At 71.6% G+C, this 24,423-nt stretch carries 26 protein-coding genes; 6 read left to right on the forward strand and 20 right to left on the reverse strand.

What is annotated here, in order from left to right; all coding sequences use genetic code 11:
- Positions 1 to 16 precede the first annotated feature (16 nt).
- The 12 genes from ACFWPI_RS09925 to ACFWPI_RS09980 all read right to left on the reverse strand — a co-directional run bounded on the left by ACFWPI_RS09925 (position 17) and on the right by ACFWPI_RS09980 (position 6,101).
- The gene (locus tag ACFWPI_RS09925) at positions 17 to 184 is read right to left on the reverse strand and encodes a hypothetical protein (RefSeq protein WP_380369869.1); all 168 of its coding nucleotides are present in this window, start codon (positions 182 to 184) and stop codon (positions 17 to 19) included.
- A 3-nt stretch (positions 185 to 187) separates the two neighbouring features.
- On the reverse strand, positions 188 to 373 hold the full coding sequence (locus ACFWPI_RS09930; protein WP_380369872.1) for a hypothetical protein: 186 nt from the start codon (positions 371 to 373) through the stop codon (positions 188 to 190).
- Positions 374 to 474: 101 nt separating this feature from the next.
- Positions 475 to 1,023 (reverse strand): GGDEF domain-containing protein, encoded by a 549-nt coding sequence (locus ACFWPI_RS09935; RefSeq protein ID WP_380369875.1) that lies wholly within the window; start codon positions 1,021 to 1,023, stop codon positions 475 to 477.
- An 85-nt stretch (positions 1,024 to 1,108) separates the two neighbouring features.
- Positions 1,109 to 1,639 carry a hypothetical protein gene (locus ACFWPI_RS09940; RefSeq protein ID WP_380369878.1) on the reverse strand — a complete coding sequence of 177 codons (531 nt, stop codon included), beginning with the start codon at positions 1,637 to 1,639 and terminating at the stop codon, positions 1,109 to 1,111.
- Positions 1,640 to 1,662: 23 nt separating this feature from the next.
- Positions 1,663 to 1,860, reverse strand: a complete 198-nt coding sequence (locus ACFWPI_RS09945; protein WP_380369881.1) for a hypothetical protein — start codon at positions 1,858 to 1,860, stop codon at positions 1,663 to 1,665.
- A gap of 12 nt (positions 1,861 to 1,872) precedes the next feature.
- Positions 1,873 to 2,613, reverse strand: coding sequence for a DUF2637 domain-containing protein (locus ACFWPI_RS09950; RefSeq protein WP_380369884.1), 741 nt, complete (start codon positions 2,611 to 2,613; stop codon positions 1,873 to 1,875).
- Between the two features lie 11 nt (positions 2,614 to 2,624).
- On the reverse strand, positions 2,625 to 2,837 hold the full coding sequence (locus tag ACFWPI_RS09955) for a hypothetical protein (protein WP_380369887.1): 213 nt from the start codon (positions 2,835 to 2,837) through the stop codon (positions 2,625 to 2,627).
- A 72-nt stretch (positions 2,838 to 2,909) separates the two neighbouring features.
- A complete protein-coding gene (locus ACFWPI_RS09960; RefSeq protein ID WP_380369890.1) occupies positions 2,910 to 3,083 on the reverse strand; it encodes a hypothetical protein in 174 nt (57 codons plus the stop codon).
- Positions 3,084 to 3,088: 5 nt separating this feature from the next.
- On the reverse strand, positions 3,089 to 3,301 hold the full coding sequence (locus ACFWPI_RS09965; RefSeq protein WP_363370537.1) for a hypothetical protein: 213 nt from the start codon (positions 3,299 to 3,301) through the stop codon (positions 3,089 to 3,091).
- 81 nt (positions 3,302 to 3,382) lie between these two features.
- Positions 3,383 to 4,780, reverse strand: a complete 1,398-nt coding sequence (locus tag ACFWPI_RS09970) for an FtsK/SpoIIIE domain-containing protein (protein ID WP_380369894.1) — start codon at positions 4,778 to 4,780, stop codon at positions 3,383 to 3,385.
- Positions 4,781 to 4,785: 5 nt separating this feature from the next.
- Positions 4,786 to 5,139, reverse strand: a complete 354-nt coding sequence (locus tag ACFWPI_RS09975; protein ID WP_380369897.1) for a hypothetical protein — start codon at positions 5,137 to 5,139, stop codon at positions 4,786 to 4,788.
- Positions 5,140 to 5,321: 182 nt separating this feature from the next.
- Positions 5,322 to 6,101 (reverse strand): GntR family transcriptional regulator, encoded by a 780-nt coding sequence (locus tag ACFWPI_RS09980; RefSeq protein WP_380369900.1) that lies wholly within the window; start codon positions 6,099 to 6,101, stop codon positions 5,322 to 5,324.
- An 18-nt stretch (positions 6,102 to 6,119) separates the two neighbouring features.
- Here ACFWPI_RS09980 and ACFWPI_RS09985 point away from each other — a divergent pair, with 18 nt between their 5' ends.
- The gene (locus ACFWPI_RS09985) at positions 6,120 to 6,590 is read left to right on the forward strand and encodes an NUDIX hydrolase (RefSeq protein ID WP_380369930.1); all 471 of its coding nucleotides are present in this window, start codon (positions 6,120 to 6,122) and stop codon (positions 6,588 to 6,590) included.
- Between the two features lie 10 nt (positions 6,591 to 6,600).
- On the opposite strand, the gene ACFWPI_RS09990 is transcribed toward ACFWPI_RS09985, so the two are convergent.
- Positions 6,601 to 7,545 (reverse strand): nuclease-related domain-containing protein, encoded by a 945-nt coding sequence (locus ACFWPI_RS09990; protein WP_380369903.1) that lies wholly within the window; start codon positions 7,543 to 7,545, stop codon positions 6,601 to 6,603.
- Positions 7,546 to 8,900: 1,355 nt separating this feature from the next.
- On the opposite strand from ACFWPI_RS09990, the gene ACFWPI_RS09995 reads away from it, so the two are divergent.
- Positions 8,901 to 9,527, forward strand: coding sequence for a response regulator transcription factor (locus ACFWPI_RS09995; RefSeq protein ID WP_363368347.1), 627 nt, complete (start codon positions 8,901 to 8,903; stop codon positions 9,525 to 9,527).
- Here ACFWPI_RS09995 and ACFWPI_RS10000 read toward each other — a convergent pair.
- The 5 genes from ACFWPI_RS10000 to lanKC all read right to left on the reverse strand — a co-directional run bounded on the left by ACFWPI_RS10000 (position 9,522) and on the right by lanKC (position 16,444).
- A complete protein-coding gene (locus tag ACFWPI_RS10000) occupies positions 9,522 to 11,330 on the reverse strand; it encodes an ABC transporter ATP-binding protein (RefSeq protein WP_380369907.1) in 1,809 nt (602 codons plus the stop codon). The two genes, ACFWPI_RS09995 and ACFWPI_RS10000, sit on opposite strands and share 6 nt — an antisense overlap.
- A complete protein-coding gene (locus ACFWPI_RS10005) occupies positions 11,327 to 13,120 on the reverse strand; it encodes an ABC transporter ATP-binding protein (RefSeq protein ID WP_380369910.1) in 1,794 nt (597 codons plus the stop codon). Before ACFWPI_RS10005 ends, ACFWPI_RS10000 begins: the two co-directional genes overlap by 4 nt.
- Positions 13,121 to 13,268: 148 nt before the next feature.
- On the reverse strand, positions 13,269 to 13,385 hold the full coding sequence (locus ACFWPI_RS10010; protein ID WP_363368353.1) for a SapB/AmfS family lanthipeptide: 117 nt from the start codon (positions 13,383 to 13,385) through the stop codon (positions 13,269 to 13,271).
- An 86-nt stretch (positions 13,386 to 13,471) separates the two neighbouring features.
- Complete coding sequence (locus tag ACFWPI_RS10015; RefSeq protein WP_363368353.1) at positions 13,472 to 13,588, reverse strand: SapB/AmfS family lanthipeptide; 117 nt, start codon at positions 13,586 to 13,588, stop codon at positions 13,472 to 13,474.
- Between the two features lie 222 nt (positions 13,589 to 13,810).
- Complete coding sequence (gene lanKC, locus ACFWPI_RS10020; RefSeq protein ID WP_380369914.1) at positions 13,811 to 16,444, reverse strand: class III lanthionine synthetase LanKC; 2,634 nt, start codon at positions 16,442 to 16,444, stop codon at positions 13,811 to 13,813.
- A gap of 363 nt (positions 16,445 to 16,807) precedes the next feature.
- Between lanKC and ACFWPI_RS10025 the strand changes: the two genes are divergently transcribed.
- Both ACFWPI_RS10025 and ACFWPI_RS10030 read left to right on the forward strand, forming a co-directional pair.
- On the forward strand, positions 16,808 to 17,629 hold the full coding sequence (locus ACFWPI_RS10025) for an ABC transporter ATP-binding protein (protein WP_079135747.1): 822 nt from the start codon (positions 16,808 to 16,810) through the stop codon (positions 17,627 to 17,629).
- Between the two features lie 5 nt (positions 17,630 to 17,634).
- On the forward strand, positions 17,635 to 20,172 hold the full coding sequence (locus tag ACFWPI_RS10030) for an ABC transporter permease (RefSeq protein ID WP_380369918.1): 2,538 nt from the start codon (positions 17,635 to 17,637) through the stop codon (positions 20,170 to 20,172).
- Positions 20,173 to 20,244: 72 nt separating this feature from the next.
- Here ACFWPI_RS10030 and ACFWPI_RS10035 read toward each other — a convergent pair whose 3' ends face one another.
- Entirely contained in the window at positions 20,245 to 21,330 is a 1,086-nt protein-coding gene (locus ACFWPI_RS10035; protein ID WP_380369921.1) for a sensor histidine kinase, read from the reverse strand.
- A gap of 507 nt (positions 21,331 to 21,837) precedes the next feature.
- Between ACFWPI_RS10035 and ACFWPI_RS10040 the strand changes: the two genes are divergently transcribed.
- On the forward strand, positions 21,838 to 22,209 hold the full coding sequence (locus ACFWPI_RS10040; protein ID WP_380369924.1) for a tail fiber domain-containing protein: 372 nt from the start codon (positions 21,838 to 21,840) through the stop codon (positions 22,207 to 22,209).
- Between the two features lie 248 nt (positions 22,210 to 22,457).
- Positions 22,458 to 22,967 (forward strand): hypothetical protein, encoded by a 510-nt coding sequence (locus tag ACFWPI_RS10045; RefSeq protein ID WP_380369927.1) that lies wholly within the window; start codon positions 22,458 to 22,460, stop codon positions 22,965 to 22,967.
- Positions 22,968 to 23,559: 592 nt separating this feature from the next.
- Here the strand turns inward: ACFWPI_RS10045 and ACFWPI_RS10050 are convergent.
- Positions 23,560 to 24,210: a response regulator transcription factor gene (locus tag ACFWPI_RS10050; protein ID WP_063348555.1), complete on the reverse strand. Its 651-nt coding sequence runs from the start codon at positions 24,208 to 24,210 to the stop codon at positions 23,560 to 23,562.
- Positions 24,211 to 24,423: the final 213 nt, after the last annotated feature.

Below are 24,423 nucleotides of genomic sequence, written 5' to 3' on the forward strand. Positions count from 1 at the left end.
TCCGGGGCGGAGCGGCTCAGGACGGGTTGGCGGGCTTCTGGTGGCGGTCGGTCCACTCTTCGGCGCAGACCTTGTGGACGGGCTTGCCACGGTCGGAGCGCAGGTTGGTGGGCTTGTCGCAGACGCCGCAGGGGGCGGGCTGCGGGGCCCAGTGGCGGGAGTCGCGCCAGTCGAGGAGGGCCATCGGTCAGGCCGTCTTGGCGGTGGTGGCCAGCGGGCGGGCGATGGTGCCGGCACCGTGGCAGGTCGGGCAGGTGACCGGGACGGTGGCGCGGGAGCCGTCGCGGCGGCGGATGCCGGTGGCGATGACGACGGAGGCGAAGCCGGAGCAGTTCGGGCAAATCCGGCTCGGGGCGTGGCTGTGCTGCGGCATGATGGAGCTCTCCTTCGTGGGCTTCGGTTCGGGAAGGGGTTGCGGCCTCGGGGCGGCGGGATGCTTGGCGGCGTGTTGCCGCCCCGGGGCCGGTCTTCGAATCAGCGGCGGCGGGAGGTGCGGCCGTCGCGCTTGTGCGCGTACATGTCCCGGTCGGCGCAGGCGAGTGCGTCCGTGAGCGAGACGACCGGAAGCTCGGCGACGGGGCAGATACCCACCGAGGCGGAGGCCGAGAGCGTGAGACCGGAGTGTGGGACCGGCTGGTTGAGGGCTGCGCGGAGGTCGGGCAGGCGCTCGGGGGCGTCCAGGACGACGGCGGCGAACTCGTCCCCGCCGAGGCGGGCTGCGATGCCGGGACGGCCGCACCAGGCGGACAGGCGAGCGGCGGTTGCGGTGAGCACGACGTCGCCGGCGGCGTGGCCGTAGGTGTCGTTGGTGGCCTTGAAGTCGTCCAGGTCGATCAGCAGTACCGAGGCGCGGTCCGGGTGGCGCTGGGTCAGCCGGTGGGCGCGGGCGGTGAAGCCGTCACGGGTGTGGAGCCCGGTGAGCGGGTCGCGGCGGGCGGTCGCGAGGCGGCGGTTCAGCCAGGCGCCGTGGGTGGTCCATCCGATCAGCGGTGCACCGGCGGCAAAGATCGTGGGCAGATCCATGTGCGGTCCTTCGTGATGGGTGTGGTTGGGGTCGCGATCTCCGGGGCGGCGGGATGCTGGCGGCGTGTTGGCCGTCCCGGGGAGGTCAGAGGCCGAGGCGCTGGGCGCGGCTGGCGGCCTGGGCGAGCAGGTGGTGGATGTCGGCCTGCCGGGTGGCGGGGCGGTCGTTGTACTCATCCGGGGAGCTGGCGGGACGCCCGGTGGCGTGCAGAATCTCCATGAGCTGGACGCGGGCCGTGGTGACGGTGGCCGGGGTGCCGTAGCCGTGGGCGAGGACGGCGGCCTGGGCGCCGAGGAGGCAGACGCGGCCGGCGGAGTCCCACATGGCGCCCTGGAGCCAGCCGAAGGCGCCGATGTAGCGGGAGGTGAGCCGGAGGTGGCCGGCGGCGCTCACCGACACCGGGCGGGCCGGGCGGTGGGTGATCCGGTCGAGGAGCGTGAGCCGGGGCGCCGGGTAGCCGGCGGTCCAGGGCTGGACGGTGGAGCCGAGCGGCGAGACGTACGGGACCGTGATGCGGGCCGGGGCGGGAAGCGAGGCCAGGTACGCCTCGATCTCGGCGACGAGGCCGGAGCCGTCCACGGTGACCAAGGGCGGCAGACGGACAGTGGTCGCCATGGCCAACTCTCCTTTCTGGCTTGCTACTTGTTGGAGGTCTTGTTGATGACGCTCACGCCGTCGCGGGTCGTGTTGTCGATCAGTGGGGCGGCGGAGGTGCCGGCGAGGTAGAAGCCGAGGAGGACGAGCGCGGCGACGGTCCACCAGCGCAGTCGGAGGTGCCGGACGATGAACCAGGCGACGATCGCGAGAATGACGATGAACGGAAGCTGGATGTTCACCAGGCGAGCCCTTCAGGCGAGTTCGGCGACGAGCGCCGAGGCGAGCGGGTCCTGAACCCCGAGGCGGGCACGAAGCGTGGCGGCGTCGATCGGGGTTCCCGTGCGGGTGTGGTGATCGTCGGCGACCTTGCGGGCGTGGTCGAGGAGGAAGGCCGGGACCGTGGGCGCGGGTGCTGGTGCGGGGACCGGGGTCGGCACCGGTACGGGAGGCTGGGGCGACGCCGGAATGGGAGCCGGTTCGATCGCCGGGACAACCGCAGGAGGCGGGACGGGCGTCGGCTCGACGTCCGGTTCGGTGATCGGTTCTGCGGCGGTGACGTAGAGCGGCGGGACGTCGTTGGGCTCGCGGTCGTCCGGCTCCGGCTCGGCTGTCGGGGATTCCGCGGTGGGCGTGGTGGTCGAGTGGGCGAGCAGGGTGCCGCCGAGGAACGCGGCGGCGGGCCAGCCGGCGACGAGAACGCGGAGCCAGGCGGGGGCGTTGCCGAGATCGAGCAGTCCGGCGGTGCCGACGTTGGCGCCGAGCGAGGCGGCCAGCGCGATGACGAACCAGCACCAGGCGAGCCGGCGGGCGGTCCCGGAGCGCATCCGGCGCCAGGCGGCGACCAGCAAGAGGTCGACGGACACCGGGTAGGCCCAGGACTTCCAACCGGCTTGGCCGGCGGCTGCGGCGAGGTCGTGGAGGTGGGCGAAGGAGAGGGCGGCGGCGATCACCGCTTGCGCCAGTACGGCGTCCAGCTTGGGGAGTCGACGCATGACGTACTCCGTCAGACCTGGTTCTTGTCGAGGGAGAAGAAGAGGACCGCGCCGCCGGTGAGCTCCGGCTGGTGTCGGGTCAGCGTGGCGATCGCCTTCTCGAAGATGTCGGCGCGGGTCATCCCGGGCGAGGGCGTGATGATGTTCGCGAAGGTGCCGATGGCGGTCGCGCCGGGCACGGTCTGCTGCAGCGTGAGGACGCAGTGGTAGGTGTCCTGCTTCATGGCTTCTCTCCCATGTGGAGTGCGGACCGGGCGGCGATCTGGTGGTCGACCGCCCGTCCCGTCGCGGCTGGGTTACGCGGGGGCGGTGCCAGTGCCGAGGCAGTCGAGGCAGGTCGCCTCCTGCTGGGCGACCGGGCGGCGGCGCGAACCCCGGCCGGCGTAGACGGTCTCGGTGGTCTGGCCGGTGCCCTTGCAGGGCTCACAGGGCGAGGGCTTCGGCGGCGCGGTGCGCTTGCGGGCGGCCACCGGGGTCACCGGCTGTTGCGCTGGGCGCGGTCGGCGGCGGCGCGGGCCTCGCGGGCGAGCTGGGCGGCGTCGCGGTCGTGCGGGTTGGCCCTGGCGATGCGCTCCAGGAGATCGGCCTTCTCGGCGAGCAGCGGGCCGGCGTCGTCGTTGTTGTCGCGGGTGGCCTTGAGGTGGCCGAGGAAGGCGCCGATCTCGGCGATGGACGGCTTGCGGGACATTGGTGATCTCCTCGCATCAGACGTGGCGGGGTAAGGACTTGGCGCGATACGGCCGCGCCGGCCGATGGGGGGGAGGTGTCGCTACTTGCCGAGCGAGACCGGAACCAGGTCCGGCGGCGTCGAGGGAATCGGCGGAATGCTCGCCGGGCTGGCGACCTGCGGGCGGAAGGCCGCCAGACGGCCCAGGTCGCGCGTCAGGTATGCGAACTCGCCGCAGCGATCGGCGACTTCGGTGAGCGAGCGGTACGGCGTGCGGATCTCGGACCACTGGCCGGAGGTGTCGCCGGCGACCGCCATGCCGGGCATGTCCGGGCTGATTCTGGTGGAGGCCGTGACTGCGTCGTCGGAGATGTCGCCGAGACCCATCTTCGCCGTCTCCAGGTCGTTGACCCGGTGGACAGTGCGGCCGGTGAGTTGGGAACGGAGCAGGGTCGCGCCCTTGCCTAGCTCCGAGCCGAAGCGCTGACCGGCGATCTCCAGGTAGATGCCGGCGGCGCGGGCGAGTTGGGCCAGCCGGATGAGCGCCGTGACGATCTGGTTTCGCCGTTCCTCATCGGCCTTGCTGGCCGCCAGGAAGAGTTCGGCGATCTCGTCGACCAGGACGACGATCGGGGCCGGTCGAACATCCTCGGGCAGGCCCCAGATGTCGGCGGTCAGCTCCTCGGCTGCGACTGATCCGGGGACGCCCTGGTGGTCCCGGATGAGGTCGTACCGGTCGTCCATCTCGACCAGCAGCGCGAGTAGCAGCCCGAGCGCTTCGCCCTGGTTGGTGGCCAGAGCGGACAGCCGCGGGGCGAAGGGGCGCTGTTCAACGCCGCGCTTGCAGTCGATCCCGACCAGGGCGACCGGCTGAGGGGCGAGGCCGTGGACCAGATTGCGGGTGAACATCGACTTCCCGGATTGGTTGGCGCCGAGGTTGAGCCCGTTCGGAGCCTGCCGGTAGTCCCGGTAGTGAACGGTGCCGTCGGCCCGCAGCGCGACCGGAACCCGAAGCAGCTCAGGGGACTTGGCGATGGCCCGGCGCGGCATGCGTACGTTCCGCAACACGTCGAAGCCGACGATCCGCAGGTCGACTACCCCGGGCTTGACCTCCGAGACGTGAACCGCGTGGACCTCCCAGGCGTGCCGCAGCCGTTCGGCGGCGTCGACCAGGTCCGCCGTCTGCTGACCCGGGGCGAGACGGAGTCGAATCCGCAGGCCAGTCGAACTCGGCTGCACGCCACGGATCACCGGCATCGCGGGCTTGGCCGGCCGGTCGGTGCCGGATGAGGACATGGCGCGCCAGAACGTGGGCTCCACGGTCAGCCCACAGGCCTCCATGACGTTCTCGAAGTCGTGCCGGATGCGGTGGACGGCCAGCGGCAGGCCGATGGTCGCCCAGTAGGTCCGGGGCATCTTTGCCTTGGCGTAGAACGCGCCGACGCCGACCGTGGCCGCTGGGACGCTCAGCTCCAGGAGCGTCGTGGTCAGGGTGTCCACGGCGATTAGGCGTTCGCGCCGGCGAGGACCGGGGAGGCGATCGTCACGGCGTCGGCCCGGAAGGCGATGCCGGAGCGCTTCTGACCGTTGAACTCGTTCTCCCACGGCCGGGCGATCAGCCGCGTGAGGGTGACCAGCACGCCGGGAGCCAGCCCGTCCGGGATGCCCGGCTGCGGCACGGTGAGGGACAGGATGTCCGCCTCGCCGTTGGCCACGAACGTGACATCCAGGGTGATCAGCAGCGCACCGGTCTCGGCGTCCATGGCCATCTCACCGGTCCGGCGGTCCTTGAGCTTCGGGCGGGGCGCCTGGGCGACCATCACCAGCGCGTCGGTCGTGTCGACGGGGATGAAGCGCATGCTCTGGCTCCTTCATCGGGCATCCGGGCCAAGTGGGGCAGCCCGGTGCAGCTCCTCTAACGGAGATGTTCTCATGCACTCATGTACATGAGCTGATGGATAGAAGAGCGCCCGACTCCTGTACATGAGTCAACCCGCCGCGAGAAAGAATCTTGCGACGGGCTACAGGAGTTGAGTTGGCGTCAGTCGCGTGCGGCGAAGCGGTAGTCCAGAACGAACTGGTCAGCGGCCATTACGGTGTCGCAGACCTCTACCACGCGGCCGTCATTCGTGACGGCGTCCCGGACGAGGTGGATCACTGGGGAACCAGGACTCAGCGCCAGCGCGGCCGTCTCGGCCTTCGTGGCCAGCCGGGCCCGGACGGTCTCGGTGAACTCGGCCAACGTGTGGCCGTGCTCCTCTAGGCGTGCGTAGATGCCGCCGCCGCCGGGGTTCTCGGCGAAGGTCTCCGGGATGTCCTTGACCACGTCCCACGGCAGGTAGGAAGTCGCTTCCTCAGTCGGTGTCCCGTCGCGGAAGTACCGCCGCTTACGGGCCAGTACCTTCGAGCCGGCGGGCACGTTCAGTCGCTCGGCGATCTCTTCCGGGGCATCGACCGGTCCGACGAAGAGCACGTTCACGGAAGGCTTGCCGCCGGACTGCTCTGCCTCGGCCAGGTACGCCGCCTTGCCTGCGAGCCGGTGGGCGCGGCGGAAGCGGTCCGAGGACTTGCGCTGCACAGGCGGGCGAGAGCGGACGAAGGAGCCGCGGCCGTGGTGCGTTTCGATCAACTGCGTCGTCCGAAGCTCCGCGACCGCCTTGCGGACCGTGCCGGAGGCGACCCCGTAGCGCTCCATGAGTTCGGCTTCACTTGGGATCGCCGCGCCGGGAGCCAGGACCCCGGACCGGATCTGCGACGCCAAGTCGTCCGCGATCTGCTGGTACTTCGCCTTCGCCGTCGATGCGGCCTCGCCACTCGCCATGGTGCTGAAAGGTCTCCTATTCTCCTGTACATGAGTACCAGCACCGCAAGGCAAGTTTCAACGCCTCTCCACTCCGTGTCCGTGGCTGGGGCGGTGGTGCGCGACGATGGCCGGATTCTCGCGATCCGGCGGGCCGATAACGACACCTGGGAACCGCCAGGCGGAGTTCTGGAGCTCTCGGAGACGGTCGAGGACGGCGTGCGCCGCGAGGTGTACGAGGAGACCGGGATCAAGGTCTCGGTGGAGCGGCTCACTGGGGTCTACAAGAACGTGACCCGTGGCATCGTCGCCCTGGTCTTCCGGTGCCACCCCGAGGGCGGCAGCGAGCAGCTGTCCGACGAGTCGACGGCCGTCGCCTGGCTAACTCCGGAGGAGATCACCGACCGTATGGGCGAGGTCTACGCAGTCCGCTTGCTCGACGCCGTCCGGGGCGACACGGTCCCGCACGTCCGGACGCACGACGGGCGGACGCTCATCGACATGCCGTAGGCGAGCTGAGTCAGTCGGTTTTCCGGCCGCGCTTGCCCAGCTGGCTCCAGACGTGCCGGTGGCGGGCGATGGTAAAAACCCGATCCACCCTGTTCGGGGACAGCACTGCCGGCTGGGAGGGCAGAACCGAGGCGACCTGCTCACCGTCGATGACCGTCACCCCCGGTGTCGCACCGAGCGTGATCTTCTGAGCACCGACGACGGCGATGACGGGGTGAACGGGGACCTCGAAGCCGCACCACTCGGTGAGCAACTTGGCGGTACGGCTCGCCTCGAACTCCGAGTTCTCCAGGTACGGGAAGCCGTTGCGGTTGACCTTCACCACCTTGTCGCCGACCCACACGGTGGCACCCGGGTGGTGCTTCGAGTTGATCGTGAAGACGCCCGACGGGCCGATCACCACGTGGTCGATGTCAGACCCGGACGGCAGCGGAACCCCGTGCAGCACCTTCCAGCCAGCGGCCTTCAGCAGCTCCAGCCGGGCCCCGACGATCTGCTCACCTTCCAGGCCGCGAAGCGTGCTCGAATCACCGAGGCGCTGGCGGTAGACCTTGGCAGCGAGCCGGACGAGTAGCCCGTACCTCTCCTCGCCCTCGCGCACCAGGCTCTCCAACCCCGCGCCGGGCAGGTTCCGTGCAAGGTCGTCTTCATCTCGCATTGGGGGAAGGAACGGAACCTCTGCCCGAGGCTGCGGCACAGGCACGGGAGCTGCCTTCGCCGGAAGATTCTTCTTTCCTTGGTGCCGGACGGTCCGCGGTGGCACATGGCTGCCGAAGGACTTGCACCACTCCTCGACCTTGGCCAGTGCGAGAGCCTCGAACTCCGCGACGTCGACCGTGACGACCCCGGTCTTGCAGTCGAGCCAGGCCACTGAATCCCCGCGGGCGCCAGCCGTGTTGATGTAGAGCCGTTCCTTCCCCGGCACCCTCCAAGGCTTGACCACCAGCTCCGTCATTCGTCCCCCTCTGGCATGGCCTCCCTGACCAAGGCCAGCATGCCCACGTACCGATCAGCAGGAACGCGGAGAGCCAGCTAGCCGGGCCAGTTCAACCACGGACAAGGAAGCACGGTCGGAGCGGGTGAGGTACCTACAGGCTTCAAGGGGTGGGCGCCAACGTCGTGCAGACCCAGGCGGGCGGTGTGTGGGTTGGGAGGTAGGTAGCAGGGGAGTGGGTGTGAGGGGGTGTGGTGACAAGGTGGTTGTTACGAGTTTCGCTACTGGTTCAAGGGCGCGCACAGCGCGCCAGCGCGCGGCCCTGCCGCTCGCCGTCGCTCCTGTCTGCGCCCCGCTTCGGCGGCGGCCGGCCGCGCACGTCGAGCGTGCGGCCGGGATGCCGATGTGAGAGAGCCCGCCGGGCAGACGGACGGTGCGGGTCAGGGCAAGAGGCTCCGCCGGGCCCTCCTCGGAGGGGACCGGGGGCAGGCGCACGGGTGCGGCTTCGAGAGGGTGATCGTGGGCGGGTCGCGGGAGGCCCCCTCCTCGACCGGTCACCCAAGGGCGTACCCGGAACCCCCAGGGGCCGCCAAGGCCAAGCGCAAGCGTCACCGGGTGAGCCTTGGCGGCCCCTGGAGAACCCGGGTGCGGCGAAGCTGCCCGATCGAGGAGGGGACCACCCGCTCAGACCGAGGTGCGCCGGGGGCGATTGCGTCGTGCCCGCCGTGTCGCGGGTCAACATCCGCCTTTTTGGGGGGCGTTGATGCGAGGATGGGCAGCCATCGGAAGGGGAGTTGATGTCTGGAAACGGCGTCGTCAGGCCTGACAAGAATGGTGTTCCGTGGCTCCACGAGAAGCGTTGCACGGGCTGTGGCGCTGAGGGGCCGCATCAGCCGGCCAACGGGCGGAACGTGTTTCAGTGCGGCGAGTGCGCCGACCTCGTCTACTGCAGGTAGCACCGTGTCCCAAGCGTGCCCCACTGGACGGCATCTACCGGTAAATCACGGTCACCACAGGGCGCCTGAGAGTGTCAGCCAGAGGATTGCTCGGGTGCATAAGCGCAGGTCAGGCCACATTTCGGGATGGTAGTTGACCGAGATTCCCAAGCTTAGAGCGCGAGTTCGATTCTCGTCGCCCGCTCCAGCAGTAGAGCCGCAGGTCATCTGACCTGCGGCTCTTTCTGTTGTCTGGACCACTTCGGGTCCGTTGTGCCGGATCCGTGTTCGTGGAGGGTCGGCCGTAGTTCGATCGGTTTCGCACTGTTGTTTCCGTCGCGCGCGGTAACGCATGGTGGATCAATCGGATACGGGCTGCCCGCAGCCCTGTTGTCTCATGGAGCCGCGCGGGTAGCGGTTGCCTGGCAGGGGAGGACGCAGATGATCAGGGTTCTGTTAGCCGAGGACATGACCATGGTGCGCAGCGCGCTGATGGCACTCCTCGCGTACGAGGACGACCTGGAGGTCGTCGCGGACGTCGAGCGTGGTGACCTGGTGGTGCCGACGGCTCTGCGGGTCCGGCCGGACGTGGCGGTGCTCGACATCGACATGCCCGGTCTGGACGGGCTCCGGGCCGCGGCCGAGTTGCACGAGAAGCTCCCGACGTGCGGGACGCTCATCCTGACCGGGCTGGCGAGACCCGCGCATCTGCGCAGTGCGATGTCCGTTCACGTGCTCGGGTTCCTCGGCAAGGACGCCCCGGCACAGGAACTGGCTGCGGCGATCAGGAAGGTGGCGGCCGGCGAGCGCGCCATCGACCCGGAGCTGGCCCTCGCCGCCCTGGGGGCGCGTGAGAACCCGCTGACGCCCAGGGAGCTCGACACCCTGCGCCTGGCCGCGGAAGGTGCCTCCGTCTCGGAGATCGCCGCCCGGCTGTTCATTTCGGCGGGAACCGCCCGCAACCACCTGGCCGCCGCGGTGACCAAGGCGGGGGGACGCAGCCGGGTGGATGCCATTCGGATCGCCGAGGAGATGGGATGGCTGTCCGCCGGTCCTCGCCCCTCATAGGGCCCCGGCGCCGGCGGGTCGCTGCCAGTGGCCGGCCAGGTCACGGTAGAGCCCTGAGCGCGTCAGCAGTTCCTCGTGGCTTCCCACGGTGGCGTCCGTCCCGTCCATCACGAGGACTCGACGGGCCCGCAGAGCCGAACTCATCCGGTGGGCGATGATCACCAGGGTTCCCGGGCGCCGGACGAACGCCTCCTCTGCCCGAGCCTCCGAGACCGGGTCGAGATGGCACGTCGCCTCGTCCAGGATGACGAGTTCGGCAGGCGACAGGTAGGCGCGGGCCAGGGCGATCTGCTGGCGCTCACCGGCCGAAAGCGCCTCCGCCGAGACGGCGGTCCGGTAGCCGCCGAGCCGTTCGACCAGCCGTTCCAGACCGATGGCGGCCACGGCCTCCTCCCACTCGTCCGAGCTCGCGGTGGGGTTGAGGTAGGTCAGGTTCTCGGCCAGGGTCCCGGAGAAGACGTAGGCCTCCTGCGGGATCAGGACGCGGCGGTGGACCAGTGCGGCTGCGAGGTCGGGCAGCGGGCGTCCGTCGAACCGCACCTCGCCGCTCGTGGGCCGGAGGAGGCCGGCGATCAGGCCGGCGAAGGTCGACTTCCCGATCCCGCTGGGGCCGACCACGACCAGGTGGTCCCCGGCTTCGATGACGAGGTCGAGGTCGCGCACCACCGGTTCGGCACCGGGGCCGTAGGCGAAGGTGACCTGGTTCAGCTCCACGCCGCGCCCGAGGCCGGTTCCGCCGTGCGCGTCCGCCGGTTGGTGGGGGCCTTCCACGGCCCCGGCGGCCGGGGCCTGCACGGCCGGAGTGGATTCCAGGATGCGGCGCAGGGTGACGGCCAGTCGGACACCGCTCCCGCCCAGGCCCTGGACGAGGGTCTGCAGCGCGGGTTGGAGTCCCTGCATGATGTAGGTGACCGAGCCGAGGAGGGCCCCGGCCGTCACCCCCTGCCCGGTCAGCCAGGATGCGCTGGACAGCAGGAGGACCAGCGGTAGCCAGCCGCCGACGGCCAGCACCATGGTCCGGTTCGCCGTCAGCCGGGCGATCCGCTGTGCTGCGTCGGCCTGTCGCTGGACGGCCGCCTCCAGCCGGTCGCCCGTCCACCGTTCGGCGCCGGCGGCGGTCACGTCGCGCAGTCCGGCGATGACGGTGCCGGCCATCGCGGCGAGGTGCTCGTCCGCGAGGAGCAGTTCGCGCTGGCCGTCGGTCGTCCGGCGGAGCATCAGCGCCAGCAGGCCTGCTGCGGCGACCAGCGGCGGCAGGACCACGGCCAGGACCACGGGCTCCAGGAAGCACATGCCCAGCAGTGCGCCGCCCACCGTGAAGACGAACCTGCGGACGACCATGGTGATCCCGGCGTACGCCTCGCGGACGATTTCCACCTGGTGCGTCAGCCTGGCAACGCCCGAGGTGTCGGGACGCCCCGGAAGCGCTTCGACCGCGTGCAGCCCGCCGGTCACCACCCGCCGCACCAGCTCGTCCCGGAGGGGTTCCACCAGGGCCGCCAACCGCGGGTACACCTGGCGGGTCGCCCATGCGCCGAGGAAGACCGCGGCCCCGAGCAGTGCCAGGTAGGCCATCCCGGCCATCGGCCGGCCGGCGCCGAAGCCGGAGTCGACCGAGGCCGCCACCAGCCGGCCGGCGGCGAACCCGGGCACCGCCTCCACCATCGACCACAGCGCCAGTTGCCCGACCACGCGGGGCTGACGGCGAAGCGGGGCGATCAGCGCGGTCCGCAGCGGGACGGGTCGGCCGGCCGGCGGCCCGCTCACGCCGCTCACACCGTTTATGCCGCTCACGCCGCTCATGCGGTCACCTCGGCCTGTCGGGGACGCTCCGGGGTGTGTTCCGAGCCGCCCCCGCCGGGCGACGGCTCGGGTTGGAACACGGCCCGGTACTCGGGCAGGCCCCAGAGCTCGCTGTGCGGGCCGACCTGCCGGATGCCGCCGTCGTCCAGCCACGCCACCAGATCGCAGCGGGCAGCGGTGGAGGCCCGGTGGGCCACGATCAGGCGGGTACGGCTGCCCGACTCGGTGGTGAGGGCGGCACTGATCCGGAACTCGGTGACGGTGTCGAGGCTGGAGGTCGCGTCGTCGAGGATCAGGACCTTGCCCCGGTGTGCGAATGCCCGGGCCAGGCCGATCCGTTGGATCTCGCCCCCGGACATCGGCACCCTCCGGACGTCGGTGCGGTAGCCCTCCGGCAGCCGCTGGACGAACGCGTCGATGCAGGCGGCCGCGGCGGCCCGGGCGATTCGCGGCCGGTCCGCCTCCGCCGCGTCGCCGAGCGTGATGGCCTCCCCGACGGTCCCGCCCAACAGGGCCGGGCGTTCGAAGGCGTACGCGATCGCGCCGCGGAGCCCGTCGTGCGACAGATCCGGCAGCGGCACCCCGTCCAGCAGCACCGTGCCGCCCTGTGGGTCCGTCAACCGTCCGGCGACGGAGGCGAGTACGGACTTGCCCGCGCCGGAGCGGCCCACCAGGGCGAGTGAAGTCCCGCCGGACACCGTCAGGTTGACGCCTTCGAACAGTGTCTCCTGCGCGACCCGCACGGTGACGTCGCGGAGTTCCAGACGCCCGGCGCCGGCCGGCAGCTCCCTGGTCCCGTACGCCATGGCGGGCTCTGCCAGGACCTCCTCGATCCGTCCGGCGGCGGCCCTGGCCCGGGCGATCCTGCCGAGGAGCATCGCGGTCATGCCGACTCCCGCGCCCAGGGCGGCGTAGCGGGCGGCGGCCAGCATCTCGCCGGGCGTGACGCGGCCCGCCGCCAGGCCGAACCCGGCGACCGAGAGCACGGCGACCTCCAACAGCGGCACCAGGAGCGCGCTTTGTGCCGCCACCTTGGTCTGTGCCCGCCAGAACCCGTGTCCGAGGCTGCTCAGTTCGGGGAGCGGGCGCAGGACCCGTTCCGCCTCCCGGTCCGCGGTCCCCGCCGCGGCGATGGTCCGCATTCCGCCCAAGGCCTCGACGAAGCCCGCGGCGATGGCCCCTTGGACCCGCTGGTAGCGGGCGATCAGGGCCGACATGTCCTGGGCGTACGACCGCAGGAAGAGGAACAGTGCGGGCATGCCGAGGAGGAAGGTCGCGGCCAGCCGCGGGTCGATAAGCCAGAGCGCGACGACGCTGGTGAGCGTCGGGATGGCGGACAGTGCCGCCCACACGGCGGCCTCCCCCGCGGCGCCCGCGTCCGCGGCGCCGCCGATCAGTCGGGTGGTGAGGTCACCGGGGCTGAAACGGGCGGTGGCCCGCCCGCCCAGGGTCAGCAGATGGGCGAGTTGGGCGCGGCGCAGCCAGGCCGTGGCGGTGGCGGAGCTCCGGCCCGCCGCGAGGTCGGCCAGCACCTCGCAGACGATGAACAGGGCGATCGCGAAGGAGCAGGTGGTGATCCGCCCGTCCGCGGTGCGGCCGGCCATCGCGCTGTCCACCGCGGCGCCGACCAGGGCGGGGAGGAGCACCTGGGCCACCACGCTCCCGAGCGCCGAGAGCACCAGGAGGACGGCCCAGCCGCCGGCCTGCCGCACCGTGCGCAGCAGCAGCCGGTCAGCGGCACGGCCGAGCCGGGGGCCGGCATGGTCGCCCGTTTCCAGGGAGTCGGTCATCGCTCTGCCCGTCCAGGTCGTCGCGGTGGACTGCTGAATCTTCGGCCGTGCGTCGACCGTGCGGAGGACGCGAGGCGCAGGCCACCCGGTCCTGGGCAGGTGCTTGCCCAGGACCGGGTGGCCTCACCGACTAATGGGTGAGTCGGCGTCAGTTACAGAACAGCCAGCTGGAGTTCGAGCAGTCGTTGCTCTGACCGCTGCCCATCGGGGTCATCTCCTCCGCCTCGGCGGGGAGTTCCATCGTCTGCAGGTCGAGCAGTGCCATGGTCGTTCCTTTCGGGTTGTCGTGCGGGTGGTCGTACGGTGGTCAGTGCTGTGCCGGGTGCTGCGACCGAACCGAACCGGTCGGCGTCAGTTGCAGAACAGCCAGCTGGAGTTCGAGCAGTCGTTGCTCTGGCCGCTGCCCATCGGGGTCATCTCCTCCGCCTCGGCGGGGAGTTCCATCGTCTGCAGGTCGAGCAGTGCCATGGTCGTTCCTTTCAGGTGGATGCGGTCTTGCCCTTGTGGGCACCCTTCCGGGGTCGGAAGGGGGGTCTGTGGGGTGGCGGCGGTCGCGCGGCCCGGTGGAGGGCGTCGCCCGGCCGGGAGGGCTGCTGCGGCCGGCGGTCCGTACCGGTTCAGGCGGCCCGGACCTCTGTACCGGTTCAGGCGGTCCGGGCCTCTGTACCGGTTCAGGCGGTCCGGGCCGGTTCAGGCGGAGCCGGTGCGGCCGAGGAACGGCAGGTGGACCGGGCCTTCGCCCAGGGCCGAGCCGAGGGCGAGCAGCACCCCCGCGGAGCCGGTGGCGAGGTCCATCGACAGCCGGAGCAGCTGCTCGCCGGGGTAGGCGAGGTGGCCCTGGTAGGAGAGGGCGTGCCAGGAGAGGGCCTTGATCTGCACGGCCACGTCGGGGTCGTCCGCCGGCCGCGGGTGCCGTGACGTCGAGGCGAGGTGCTGCAGGATGCCGGCCCTGCCGTTGAAGAGGCCGGACAGGACGTAGTGCTCGGACTGCGAGGAGATCCGGACACCGGCGGTGGCGGTGCGGAACTGCTCGTCCTCGCGGTGCGCCAGGTAGAGCTCCAGAACCATCGCGAGGCCCGCGCTGCCGGTCGCGAGGTAGGGCATCGAGCGCCACCCCTCGTTGACGTGCAGGGCGCCGTCCCCGCGGACCAGGCAGCGGCGCAGGTCCTGCCTCAGTGCGGTGGCGGCCAGGTCCAGGAAGGCCTCGTCGCGGGTCTGTTCGTACAGTCGGATGAACATCAGGGCGGGTCCGGCGGAGCCGCGCATCAGCCCCGCATGCGGATGGCGTCCGCCGCTGGTCACGGGCACGTCGTCCGCTCCGCCGAGCTGTCCCGACACCAGGTCGGCGGCCCGGAAGGCGGCGTCGCGCAGCGAGGACTCCCCGGTGGCGTCGGCGAGGTGCGCGAAGTTGAGCGCGAGACCGGAGAGACCGCTCAGGAGGTCGGCCCCCAGGCCTTCCCAGGCCTCGGCTAGGCAGAGCTCGACCACCTTCAACGCCTCGGTCCGATGACCGAGACGGTCGAGGACGTGGGCCACCCCGTGCAGGCCGTCGTAGAAACCCAACCGGGCGCGCTGGTCCCTCCGCAGGGCGCGGTCCAGCAACCACTGTTCGTGTTCCGGGAAACGGCCGGCTCCGGTCACGTCCAGCGCGTACAGCACTCCGGCGGCGCCGTGGGCGAGGTTGAGTCCGCCCGTCTTGAACTGCTCGATGTCGCCGGGGAAGAGCCGGTCGTCACGGTCCGGGGTGGCGCTTGCCAGGATGGCGCTCGCCAGCGAGTCGCGGGTGCCTGCCCAGTCGGCCTGGCGCGGCGTCGGCAAGGGCGCTGCGGCCGGCCCGGAGCTGGAACCGGAACCGGAGCCAGAGCGGGAGCGGGAGCCGCCCCCGGAGCCGGCGCCGGTGGCGTCGGTACGGGCCGGGCCGAGGATGTCCCGCACCGCGGCGTCGAGGAAGTCCGGTGGCACCGGGAACCGGGCGGCGATCTCCTCCGCCAGGTGCCTGGCCTTGCCGATGTCCTGGCGGAGCAGGGCGGTCAGGGGCAGGAACATCGCGAGCCGGATGCAGCCCAAGGCGTACCGGTCGATGTCGAACCCGGTCCGGTCGCGCGGCGCCGCGTAGGCGGGGTTGCCGAGCGCCGGTTTGGACTCGGCCTCCACCCCGGCCGCGACCTCGTAGTCGATCAGCGCGACGCGGCCGTCGGGCCGGACCATGACGTTGAACGGATGCAGGTCACCGAAGACGACTCCGCGCCCGTGCAGCGCGTCGACCGCTTCCTCGATGGCGCGGCAGATCCCGAGGGCCCAGTCCGTGTACTCGGCGATTTCCGCCTCGTCCGGCCTGGACTTGTTGTACGGGTAGCGCTGGCCGAAGAACTTGTTGAGCGGCTGGCCGTCCAGGAATTCCTCGACCAGGAAATGGTGGTCGCCGACCACGAAGTAGTCGATGGCCCTGGGCACGACGCTCAGTCCGGCGAGCCGTTCGAGGACGTCCCGCTCGCGTTGGAGCCGGGCGACCGCGTCCTCCCCGTCGCTGGTCAGACCGGCGTGGGCCCGGGCCTCCTTGAGCACGATCTGCTGCCCGGTCCGTTCGTCCTCGCCGACGTAGAGGCCGCCGCCGTTCGAGAAGTGCAGCACCTTTTGGATCCGGTAGGGCAGGTCCTCGACCGACTCCTGCTGGCGGGCCCTCAGTTGGGGAGCCAGGAAGTCCGGAAGCGTCACCCACGGCGGGACGTGGAAGGCCGGGTCGCGCCGGTCGGGCACCAGCGTTCCGTCGGGCGCCTCGATGGCCTGGACGAGCAGGCCCTGGTCGGAGACCATGTGCCGCTCGGTGAAGCCGCCGTAGCGCACGTACAGCGGGCCGGCGTTCCAGCGCAGGTCACTCAGGATGTAGGGCCCGGTCTCGCCCCCGATGCGGAGGTCGAGCGCCTCCAGCACGGCCTTCAGCTGGGCCTCGTCCCGAGGGTAGATGGTGACGAGCTTGCCGCTGGAGCCCCGGTGCGCGTACTTCATGTTCCGGGTGTGCAGGATGTGGCGGCCGGACAGGTGCTTGAACGCGATGCGCTCGGTGAAGCAGTGGTCCCAGACCTCGTCGAGAATCCTGTCGGCGTTCTCCGCTCGGCCGGACGTGTGGATCTTCCAGCCCTGCCCGGGCAGCGGCCTGCCGCCCTCGGGGCGGTATATCACCCAGTCACCGTTGCGGATCCGGCTCCAGCCCTCGGGCACCGCCCGGTCGGACAGGGCGAAATCCAGGCCCTCCTCCTTCAACTCGGTGGGCGAGTCGAAGAATGTCGGATCAGCCATACAGTACACATCGTAATGCTGGGACATCACTACCCCCGTGACTTCTTCGAAGTGCTCCAAAGCAATGAGTGGCCGAACCGTCGGAAGTCCGGAAAACCGGACAGGAGCTATCTTCGCCGAATTCCGGAGGTTCGCGTTTGGTTATTTCGAACAAGTACGATCCTGGCATCCGGGTGGCCTTTTGGCTACGAGGTACTCCATGAAATGCCCCATGCGATTCGCATGGATGTGTCCATGGGTTGTCCACTTCCGGACCCTCCCGGGCGGGCGGCCGGCAGGCTTGGCGGCCGGTTGACCTGGGAAGGAACCTCCGGGGGCGCCGCTCGACCGCTGTCCGGAAGCCGTCGGACGTCCAAGCGGGCGGTGTGGATTTGGCTAAGCTTGCGGTAAATGAGGGCAGGGCGCCACATCGAGGAGGGGATTCCCGTTTTCTCTCGGACTGCGGATTCCAGCGATCCGGAACAGGCCCATTCCACTTCGGAGCCGGACCTGGCGGTGCGGCTCGACGGGGTGAGCAAGGTGTACGGGCGCGGAGCGGGGGCCGTGCACGCCCTGCGCGAGGTGTCGATGGAATTCCGCCGAGGCGGGTTCACCGCGGTGATGGGGCCCTCGGGGTCCGGGAAGAGCACGTTCCTGCACTGCGCCGCCGGGCTCGACCGCCCGACCTCCGGGCAGGTCCGGCTGGCCGGCCTGGAGCTGGGGGCGCTCGGCGACACCGAGCTGACCGTCCTGCGCCGGCAGCGGATCGGCTTCGTCTTCCAGTCCTTCAACCTCCTGCCCTCCCTGACGGTCGAGCAGAACGTCACGCTGCCGTTGCGACTGGCCCGGCGCCGGGCGGACCGGGCCTGGCTGGGGGAGATCCTCGACCGGACCGGCCTCGCCGACCGGGTGCGGCACCTGCCCACCCAGCTGTCGGGCGGTCAGCAGCAGCGGGTGGCGATCGCCCGGGCCCTGGTCACACGACCCGAGGTCGTCTTCGCGGACGAGCCCACGGGCGCCCTGGACAGCACCACCGGTACGGAGGTCCTGCGGCTGCTGCGGCACGTCGTCGACGGACTGGGGCAGACCGTGATCATGGTGACGCACGACCCGGTCGCCGCCTCCTACGCGGACCAGGTGTTCTTCCTGGCGGACGGCTCCTTCGCCGAGGCGCTCGCCAACCCCTCGCCCGAACAGGTCGCGGACCGGATGACCCACCTGGGAAGGCGCTGAACGGCATGCTCCTACTGGCCTGGCAGACGGTGCGCGCCCGCAAGGCGGGCTTCGCGGGTGCTTTCGCCGCACTGTCGTTCGCCCTCGTCCTGACCGCCGCGTGCGGCGTCCTGCTGGAGTCCGCCCTGCGTGCGGGCACCCCCACCGAACGCTACGCGGCGGCCCCGGTCGTGATCGGCGGCTCGACCCGGATGGCCGACGTCGATCCGCTGATCGGAAAGCTGGCCGCACTGCCCGGCGCCGGGACCGTCGCCCCGGAGGTCTCCTTCCCCGCCGCCGTGATCACCGGATCGGGGCAGGTCCTCTCCGGCCCGCAGGGCGGGGCGTCCCTCGGGCACTCCTGGACCAGCGCCGTCCTCGCCCCCTTCCACCTGACCTCCGGTCACCCGCCGGCCGGCCCCGACGAGGTGGTCCTCGACGAGGCGACGGCCGCACGCGACGGGCTCCGGCCCGGCGACCCCGTGCGGCTGGCCACCACCACCGCCCCCCGCGCCTACACGGTGTCCGGACTGGCCTCACCCCCAAGGGAGTTGGCCCGCCAGAGCGCCCTCTTCTTCAGCCCCGACCAGGCGGCCCGGCTCGCGGGCACCACCAAGGGCGCGGACGCGATCGGCATCACGGCACGGGACGGGGCCGACCCGCAGGCGCTGGCCGCGCAGGCCGAACAGGTCCTCGCCGCGGCCTTCCCGGCCACCGGGGCGGAGCTCTGGTCCGGGCCCGAGGTGAGCACCGGCGACCAGCGGGGCGAGCGGGAGTTCTCGGGCGCACCCGGGCCCGGGGACGGCCTGGCCTCGCTCGCCGGGACCGTCGGCATCCTGTCCTTGTTCATCTCGGTGTTCGTGGTGGCGGGAGCGCTCGCGCTCACCGTCCAGCAACGCCTGCGGGAGATGGCCCTGCTGCGAGCGGTGGGCGCCACGTCGGGACAGGTGCGGCGGATGATCGCGATGGAGACGCTGGTCCTGACCCTCGGCGCCGCGCTGGTCGGATGCCCGGTCGGGGTCGGCGTCGCCTCGCTGCTCCGCGGCGTACTCGTCGACCGCGGTGTGGTCCGCTCCGACGTCCCGCTCCACGTCGGGCCCACCGCACTGCTGACCGTCGTCGGCGGGGTCGTCGTCACCGCGCAACTCGCCGTGTGGGCCTCCGCGCGCCGGGCGTCCCGGGTCGAACCGACCCAGGCTCTGCGCGAGTCCTCTGCGCCCGCGCCGCGGATCGGCTGGGTGCGGACGGTGCTCGGGGCCGGGACGCTCGCCGTGTGCGCCGTGGTGCTGTCGTCCTCCACGGGCAGCCGGAGCGGGGCCGGCACGGCCGAGAGCATGGTCCTGCTGCTCCTCCTGGGGGTGGCGCTGCTCGGACCGGTGGTCGGGCGGGTCGCCAGTGTGGTGATCGGTGGACCAGTGGGCAGGCTCTTCCCCGTGGCGGGGTTCCTCGCGTCCGCGGCCCTGCGTGCCCAGCCCCGCCGCTTCGCCGCCGCCGTCACCCCGCTGGTGCTGGCGGTGGCCTTCACCAGCACGGTGCTGTTCGTCCCCGGCGTCAAGGCCCAGGCCGCCGCGGCCGAGGACGGTCGAAGGCTGCGGGCCGACCACGTGGTCCAGGCCGACGGTGTCGGGCTCCCCCCGGACTTCGTCGCCGCGGCCCGCCAACTGCCCGGCGTCACAGCGGTCAGCGGGGTCGTACCCGCCACGACCATGGTGTCCAACGCGTCGCCCGGCACCGCCGGCTCGCGGGGAGTCAGCGCCAAGGTGGTCGATTCCGCCGAGCTGTCCGAACTGCTCGATCCCGGGGTCACCGCGGGCTCGCTGGCCCAACTGCGCGGGGACGGCGTCGCGCTGGGGCAGCGCTCGGCCTCCGGACTCGGCGCCGGCGTCGGCACCAAGCTCCGGATCGGCTGGATGGACGGCAGCGAGAGCACCGCCACGGTGGTCGCCGTCTACGACCGCGACCTGGGGTTCGCCGACGCCCTCCTCCCCACCGAGTTCGCCGCCGCGCACACACCGGACCCCCTCGCGCCGACGGTCCTGGTCCGCTCCGCCCCCGACGCCGACCCCCAGCAGGTCGGCCGGGAGCTCCAAAGCCTCACCGCCGCCTACCCCATGGCCCGTACGAGCGACCGGGCCGCGTACGACGAAGCCCGCAGGCACCGGCAGGAGTCGGCCACGGCCGTCGGCCGGCTGCTCCTCGGCATGATCAGCCTGTTCACCGCCATCGCCGTAGTCAACACCCTGGTGATGGCCACGACCGAGCGGTTGCGCGAGTTCGCCCTGCTGCGGCTGGTGGGCACCACCCGTCGTCAGATCCTGCGCATGATGGCCTGGGAGGGGGGCATCACGGTCGGCGTGGCCCTCGCCCTCGGCGCCGCGGTCACCGCCGCCGTCCTGGTGCCCGTCAGCCTCGCGCTCACCGGCTCGGCCTGGCCGTCCGTACCCGCGGCCTGGGCGGCCGCGGTGCTGGGCGGGGCAGCTCTGCTGGGTCTGGGCACCGTGCTGCTGACCACCCGGCTGGCGCTGCGCAGGGAGCCGGTCGAGGCCATGGGGCTTCGGGAGTAGCGGGCGCCGTGCGGTCGTGGCCGTCGCCGCCGGGTGTCGGGCGTCGGGTGTCGGGCGGCCACGACCGCACGGTCAGCCGGCCCTGGACGTCGTCCTGGTCGGCGGGGCCGCGATGACCGCCGAGAGGTGGAACCAGCCGGTCTCGCCCTCCTCCGCGGTCAGTCGTCCCCCGACGGCGAGCAACCGCTCCGTGAGGTTGTCGATGCCCTGGCCGCCGCCGGGCTCCGCCGAGACACCCTCCGCCAGGACGCCGTCGTTGGAGACCACCAGGCTGACATCGCCGAGTTCGCCCCTGACGGCCCGGATCTCGCAGCGCCGGGCCACGCTGTGCCGCAGCATGTTGGTGACGGCCTCCCGCGTCACCGTCGCCAGTACGGCGTCGTGCTCGGGCGGCAGGGCGCCGTGGGCCAGGTCGACCTCCACGCTGATGCCGGCCGCCCGCAACGCCGAGGCGGCGAAGCGGGTTTCCCGCGCCAACGACATCTGGAGGTCGCCACTGGAGATCCACCGGGTGTCGGACATCGCCTGTCTCACCATCGCCAGCACCTCGGAGATCTCCGCCCGGGCGCGCCGCGGGTCCTCCAGGACGGTCCGCTCGGCGATCTGGCACTTCAGTGCTGCCACGGAGAGGCTGTAGCCGAGCAGGTCGTGCAGGTCCCGGGAGAAGCGCAGCCTCTCCTGGTCCACGGCGCGCTCCGCCAGCTCGGTGCGGGCCGCCCGCAACTCCGCGGTCAGGTCGGCCAGTCGGGCCACGCCGTAGACGACGATTCCGCCCGCGGCCGTGGAGACGCTCGCGTTGAGGCACTGCCCGACGTCGTCGCCCAGCGCCGCGTAGATCGGGTACTGGCCCGCCACCAGCAGGGTGAAGAGGATCCAGGACCTGGGTGCGGCGACGGTCAGGAGCATCGATCCGGCGAACGACCCGGGGATGCCGACCCACGCCCCGTCGAAGACCAGGAACGGCAGGTAGGTGATCACTCCGTGGGCGAGAAGGCTCCACGGCCACCACGGCCGTCTGTGGCGCCACGGGCCGGCGTGCAGGAGCTGAAAGCCGAGCAGGACCAAAAGGACCGTGATGGCGGCCAGTTGGTACGAGAAGCCGTCGCGGTTTCGGACGGTGGCCACGACCGAGGCGGCGAAGAACCCGAGGGCCGCCATGACCACGATGCCCTTGGTGAGGCGGGACAGGGGATCTCTCGGGGTTGGCCGTTCGCCTGACGACTCCGAGTGGCGATCGTCGCCCAGTCGGTACGCACCGTGACCCAATGAGAGCTCCCGAAAAGCGACTTGACCCGCCATAGGCGCACAGAAGGCCCGTCGTTTACCTCAAGGACCCCCCGTGCTTCCGACCGTGAGCATAGTTCCCGTCGGAAACCCGCCGTTAACATTCGACCCCGGCCTTGAAATCCGAGGCTCAACGCCGGTTGCTCCTGCCAACTCCCCCTGGGCTTCGTACCGATCGGCCCTCGACGGATCGGCCGGCGGTTCGGACAGGTGGTGCGGCGGCTCGGACAGGTGGTGCGGCGGTCGAATGCGGGTCCGGGCGGGGGCTTCACTCGATGGGGGGAAGCGTGGCGGCGGGATCCCCTATGTCCTGATTGTCGGACGCGGGCGGGTGGGGCGTTCGGGTGGGATGGGCGTCCCGATCGACTGGAGCCGCTGAGCATGGGCCTGTTCCGACGCTCCGGGAAGGCGGCCCGGACCGCCCCGGAGCACACCGAGACCGCCGACGCCGCCGCCGTCGCCCCGGCCGGGGCGGTCAACGGCCATCAGGTACTGGAGACGGTCCTCGCCCTGCCCATCAGCACCTGGCGCTACCTGTGGGAGCCCGAACAGGTGCGGCACATCGGGCCGATGGCCCAGGACTGGCACGCCTCCTTCGACTTCCACCACGAGAACACCCGCGTGATCCCCGTCGTCGACGCCAACGGCATCGCCCTGGTCTGCATCCAGGCCCTGAACCGGCGCATCGACGAACTCACCACCGAGGTCCAGCGCCTGCGCGAACTCACCCAGGGCGCCGAGCCGGGCCGGTGAGCGGGGCGCGACCCCTGGCGGCTGCGGGTGGGATGCGGGGGGCGCGGGAGGGGCGTGCGGGAGGGGTGCGGAAGAGGGTGTGGGAACGGTAAGAGGCGGAACTGTCCGTCCACGCCCACCGTCCAAGCAGTGGACGGAATCCCGGCCCGGCCTGAACACCGGGAGGAGCGCGGAGGGGACCAGTGCAGCCAGGTGGTGCCGAACTGAACGTCGGATTCCCGGGTGGAAGCCGAGGCGGTGCGCCGGTCGTGCCACCCGCCCGGTGGCCCGGCCCAGCGCCGGCGGTCGATCAGCTCGAAGCCGCCGAGCGCTGCGAGACCCTGCTTCAGGACACCCTGGACGCCGTCCGGCCGGCGCCGGTCTGGCAGGGGGCGGCGCCCAGAGCGGGCGCACGGCTGTCGCTGCCGGGGCGGGACCCGGACCTGCGCTGGTACGTCACCCGGGGGCGGGACATCCTCACCATCGTCTCGGCGGTCCGGCGGGCGGCACTGGTGGACGCGGTCGAGCGGCACTGGCGGCAGCGCGGCTGGACGATCACTTCGCTGAACGCCGGCCGGAGCCGTCCCGGGGTTGCCGCCGCCACCCTGGACGGTTATCAACTGGCTCTGGCATTCGGCGAGTTGGGTGAGGCCGGGCTGACCGCGAGCTCGCCCGGGGTGGCCCGCTCGGAGCGGCTGCCGTCACTGCAGGGCGCCGGCGGCCGCGGCCCGGCGCCGCTGCCGAACGTGTGCTGCCCGTACTGGAGCGCGATGGTCTAGCCGGCTGCGGAAGAGCCGGAAAAGCCGGAAAAGCCGGAAGAAATGGAAGGCGCTGGACGCGGCTGAGGGCCGCGCACGCAGGGGAGGCGCGGAGCGAGTCCCCCCGGACTCGCTCCGCACCGCCTCGTCGCGCGGCTTCGCGCTGCCGCTCCCCCCGACTCCCCGGCAGCCCCGCCGTTCCCCCCTGGCAGCACCCTCCGGCGAGAGCGGTCCGCACAGGCCCCGGCGAGCCCCCACCCCCGGGGACGTCGTTGGTATCACGTTAACAAACCGCGTGGTTGGTTTGTCAATAGCGGGATCCACGAAAAATCCACAAACGTGATGGTCGGTCCGGAAGGTCCCGCCAGGCGCCGGACCAGCGGATTGAGGCCCGACAGGGCGCCCGGCGGCCCTTCGGCGGGCGCGCGGCGGGCGCCGGTACGGGCGGCGGGCCGGGCGTGGGCCGTGCTGGAATCCGACATTCCGAGCATCATGGCAGCACGCAGTGACACCACGCGAGCGCTGAGCGCAGCGGATGCGTCCGGCGGTGCCCCGGCGGGCTGATGCGGAGTGAGTTCGCCGACGGGCCGGGCCCGGCGTACGTGAGCGCCCGTCAGCGCAGCAGTCGGCGCTCCTTGGCCACGGCCACCGCGCCGGCCCGGGTGTCCACCCCCAACTTGTCGTAGATCCGGCCGAGATGGGTCTTCACGGTGGCCTCGCTGATGAACAGCGCCCGGGCGATCTCCCGGTTGCCCAGCCCCTGCCCCAGCTGCGCGAGGATGTCCTGCTCGCGCTCGGTGAGCTGCGGTGCGGGCGCCCGCATCTGTGCCATCACCCGGGAGGCGACCGGCGGCGAGAGCACCGTGCGGCCCCGGGCGGCGGCGTGCACGGCGGCGAACAACTCCTCCGGCCGCTCGGCCTTCAGCAGGTAGCCGGTGGCGCCCGCGGCGATCGCCCGGGTGATGTCGGCGTCGGTGTCGTAGGTGGTGAGCACGAGCACGTGCGGGCCGCCCGGGGTGGCGGTGATCCGGCGGGTGGCCTCCACCCCGTCGATGCCGTCGCCGAGTTGGAGGTCCATCAGCACCACCTGCGGCGCCAGCCTGGCGGCCAGCGCGACCGCCTCCTCCCCGGTGCTGGCCTCGCCGACCACTGCGATGTCGCCCGCGCTGGCGAGCAGTGCCAGCAGGCCGGCCCGGACCACCGCGTGGTCGTCGCAGACCAGCAGCCGGACGGGGGCGTCGGTGGGGGAGCCGGTGGTGCTCATGCGGCCACCCCGCCGAGCCCATCGCGGCAGGAGCACCAGGAGCACCAGGAGCACCAGGAGCGTCCGTCGCACCCCGCGCGCCGGTCGGGGGCGGGTCCGGTTCGTTCGCTCATCGGTGCTCCGTAAGGTGTTAGGTGGCCCGGGAGGGCCGGATGTGGCTGATGGGTTCTTGCCGACCGTGGCTTCCCTGGAGTGGCCGTCCGGCTCTCCGGG

The organism is Kitasatospora sp. NPDC058492 (assembly GCF_042720685.1).
Taxonomy (GTDB): domain Bacteria; phylum Actinomycetota; class Actinomycetes; order Streptomycetales; family Streptomycetaceae; genus Kitasatospora.

Coding starts and splice junctions, on each gene's coding strand:
- ACFWPI_RS09930 (WP_380369872.1), bottom strand. CDS start 373: ATGCCGCAGCACAGCCACGCCCCGAGCCGGATTTGCCCGAACTGCTCC.
- ACFWPI_RS09995 (WP_363368347.1), top strand. CDS start 8,901: ATGATCAGGGTTCTGTTAGCCGAGGACATGACCATGGTGCGCAGCGCG.
- ACFWPI_RS09975 (WP_380369897.1), bottom strand. CDS start 5,139: ATGCGCTTCATCCCCGTCGACACGACCGACGCGCTGGTGATGGTCGCC.
- ACFWPI_RS09935 (WP_380369875.1), bottom strand. CDS start 1,023: ATGGATCTGCCCACGATCTTTGCCGCCGGTGCACCGCTGATCGGATGG.
- ACFWPI_RS10030 (WP_380369918.1), top strand. CDS start 17,635: ATGCTCCTACTGGCCTGGCAGACGGTGCGCGCCCGCAAGGCGGGCTTC.
- lanKC (WP_380369914.1), bottom strand. CDS start 16,444: ATGTCCCAGCATTACGATGTGTACTGTATGGCTGATCCGACATTCTTC.
- ACFWPI_RS09955 (WP_380369887.1), bottom strand. CDS start 2,837: ATGAAGCAGGACACCTACCACTGCGTCCTCACGCTGCAGCAGACCGTG.
- ACFWPI_RS10010 (WP_363368353.1), bottom strand. CDS start 13,385: ATGGCACTGCTCGACCTGCAGACGATGGAACTCCCCGCCGAGGCGGAG.
- ACFWPI_RS10015 (WP_363368353.1), bottom strand. CDS start 13,588: ATGGCACTGCTCGACCTGCAGACGATGGAACTCCCCGCCGAGGCGGAG.
- ACFWPI_RS09950 (WP_380369884.1), bottom strand. CDS start 2,613: ATGCGTCGACTCCCCAAGCTGGACGCCGTACTGGCGCAAGCGGTGATC.
- ACFWPI_RS09965 (WP_363370537.1), bottom strand. CDS start 3,301: ATGTCCCGCAAGCCGTCCATCGCCGAGATCGGCGCCTTCCTCGGCCAC.
- ACFWPI_RS10000 (WP_380369907.1), bottom strand. CDS start 11,330: ATGAGCGGCGTGAGCGGCATAAACGGTGTGAGCGGCGTGAGCGGGCCG.
- ACFWPI_RS09990 (WP_380369903.1), bottom strand. CDS start 7,545: ATGACGGAGCTGGTGGTCAAGCCTTGGAGGGTGCCGGGGAAGGAACGG.
- ACFWPI_RS10040 (WP_380369924.1), top strand. CDS start 21,838: ATGGGCCTGTTCCGACGCTCCGGGAAGGCGGCCCGGACCGCCCCGGAG.
- ACFWPI_RS10025 (WP_079135747.1), top strand. CDS start 16,808: ATGAGGGCAGGGCGCCACATCGAGGAGGGGATTCCCGTTTTCTCTCGG.
- ACFWPI_RS09940 (WP_380369878.1), bottom strand. CDS start 1,639: ATGGCGACCACTGTCCGTCTGCCGCCCTTGGTCACCGTGGACGGCTCC.
- ACFWPI_RS09925 (WP_380369869.1), bottom strand. CDS start 184: ATGGCCCTCCTCGACTGGCGCGACTCCCGCCACTGGGCCCCGCAGCCC.
- ACFWPI_RS10050 (WP_063348555.1), bottom strand. CDS start 24,210: ATGAGCACCACCGGCTCCCCCACCGACGCCCCCGTCCGGCTGCTGGTC.
- ACFWPI_RS09980 (WP_380369900.1), bottom strand. CDS start 6,101: ATGGCGAGTGGCGAGGCCGCATCGACGGCGAAGGCGAAGTACCAGCAG.
- ACFWPI_RS10035 (WP_380369921.1), bottom strand. CDS start 21,330: ATGGCGGCCCTCGGGTTCTTCGCCGCCTCGGTCGTGGCCACCGTCCGA.
- ACFWPI_RS10005 (WP_380369910.1), bottom strand. CDS start 13,120: ATGACCGACTCCCTGGAAACGGGCGACCATGCCGGCCCCCGGCTCGGC.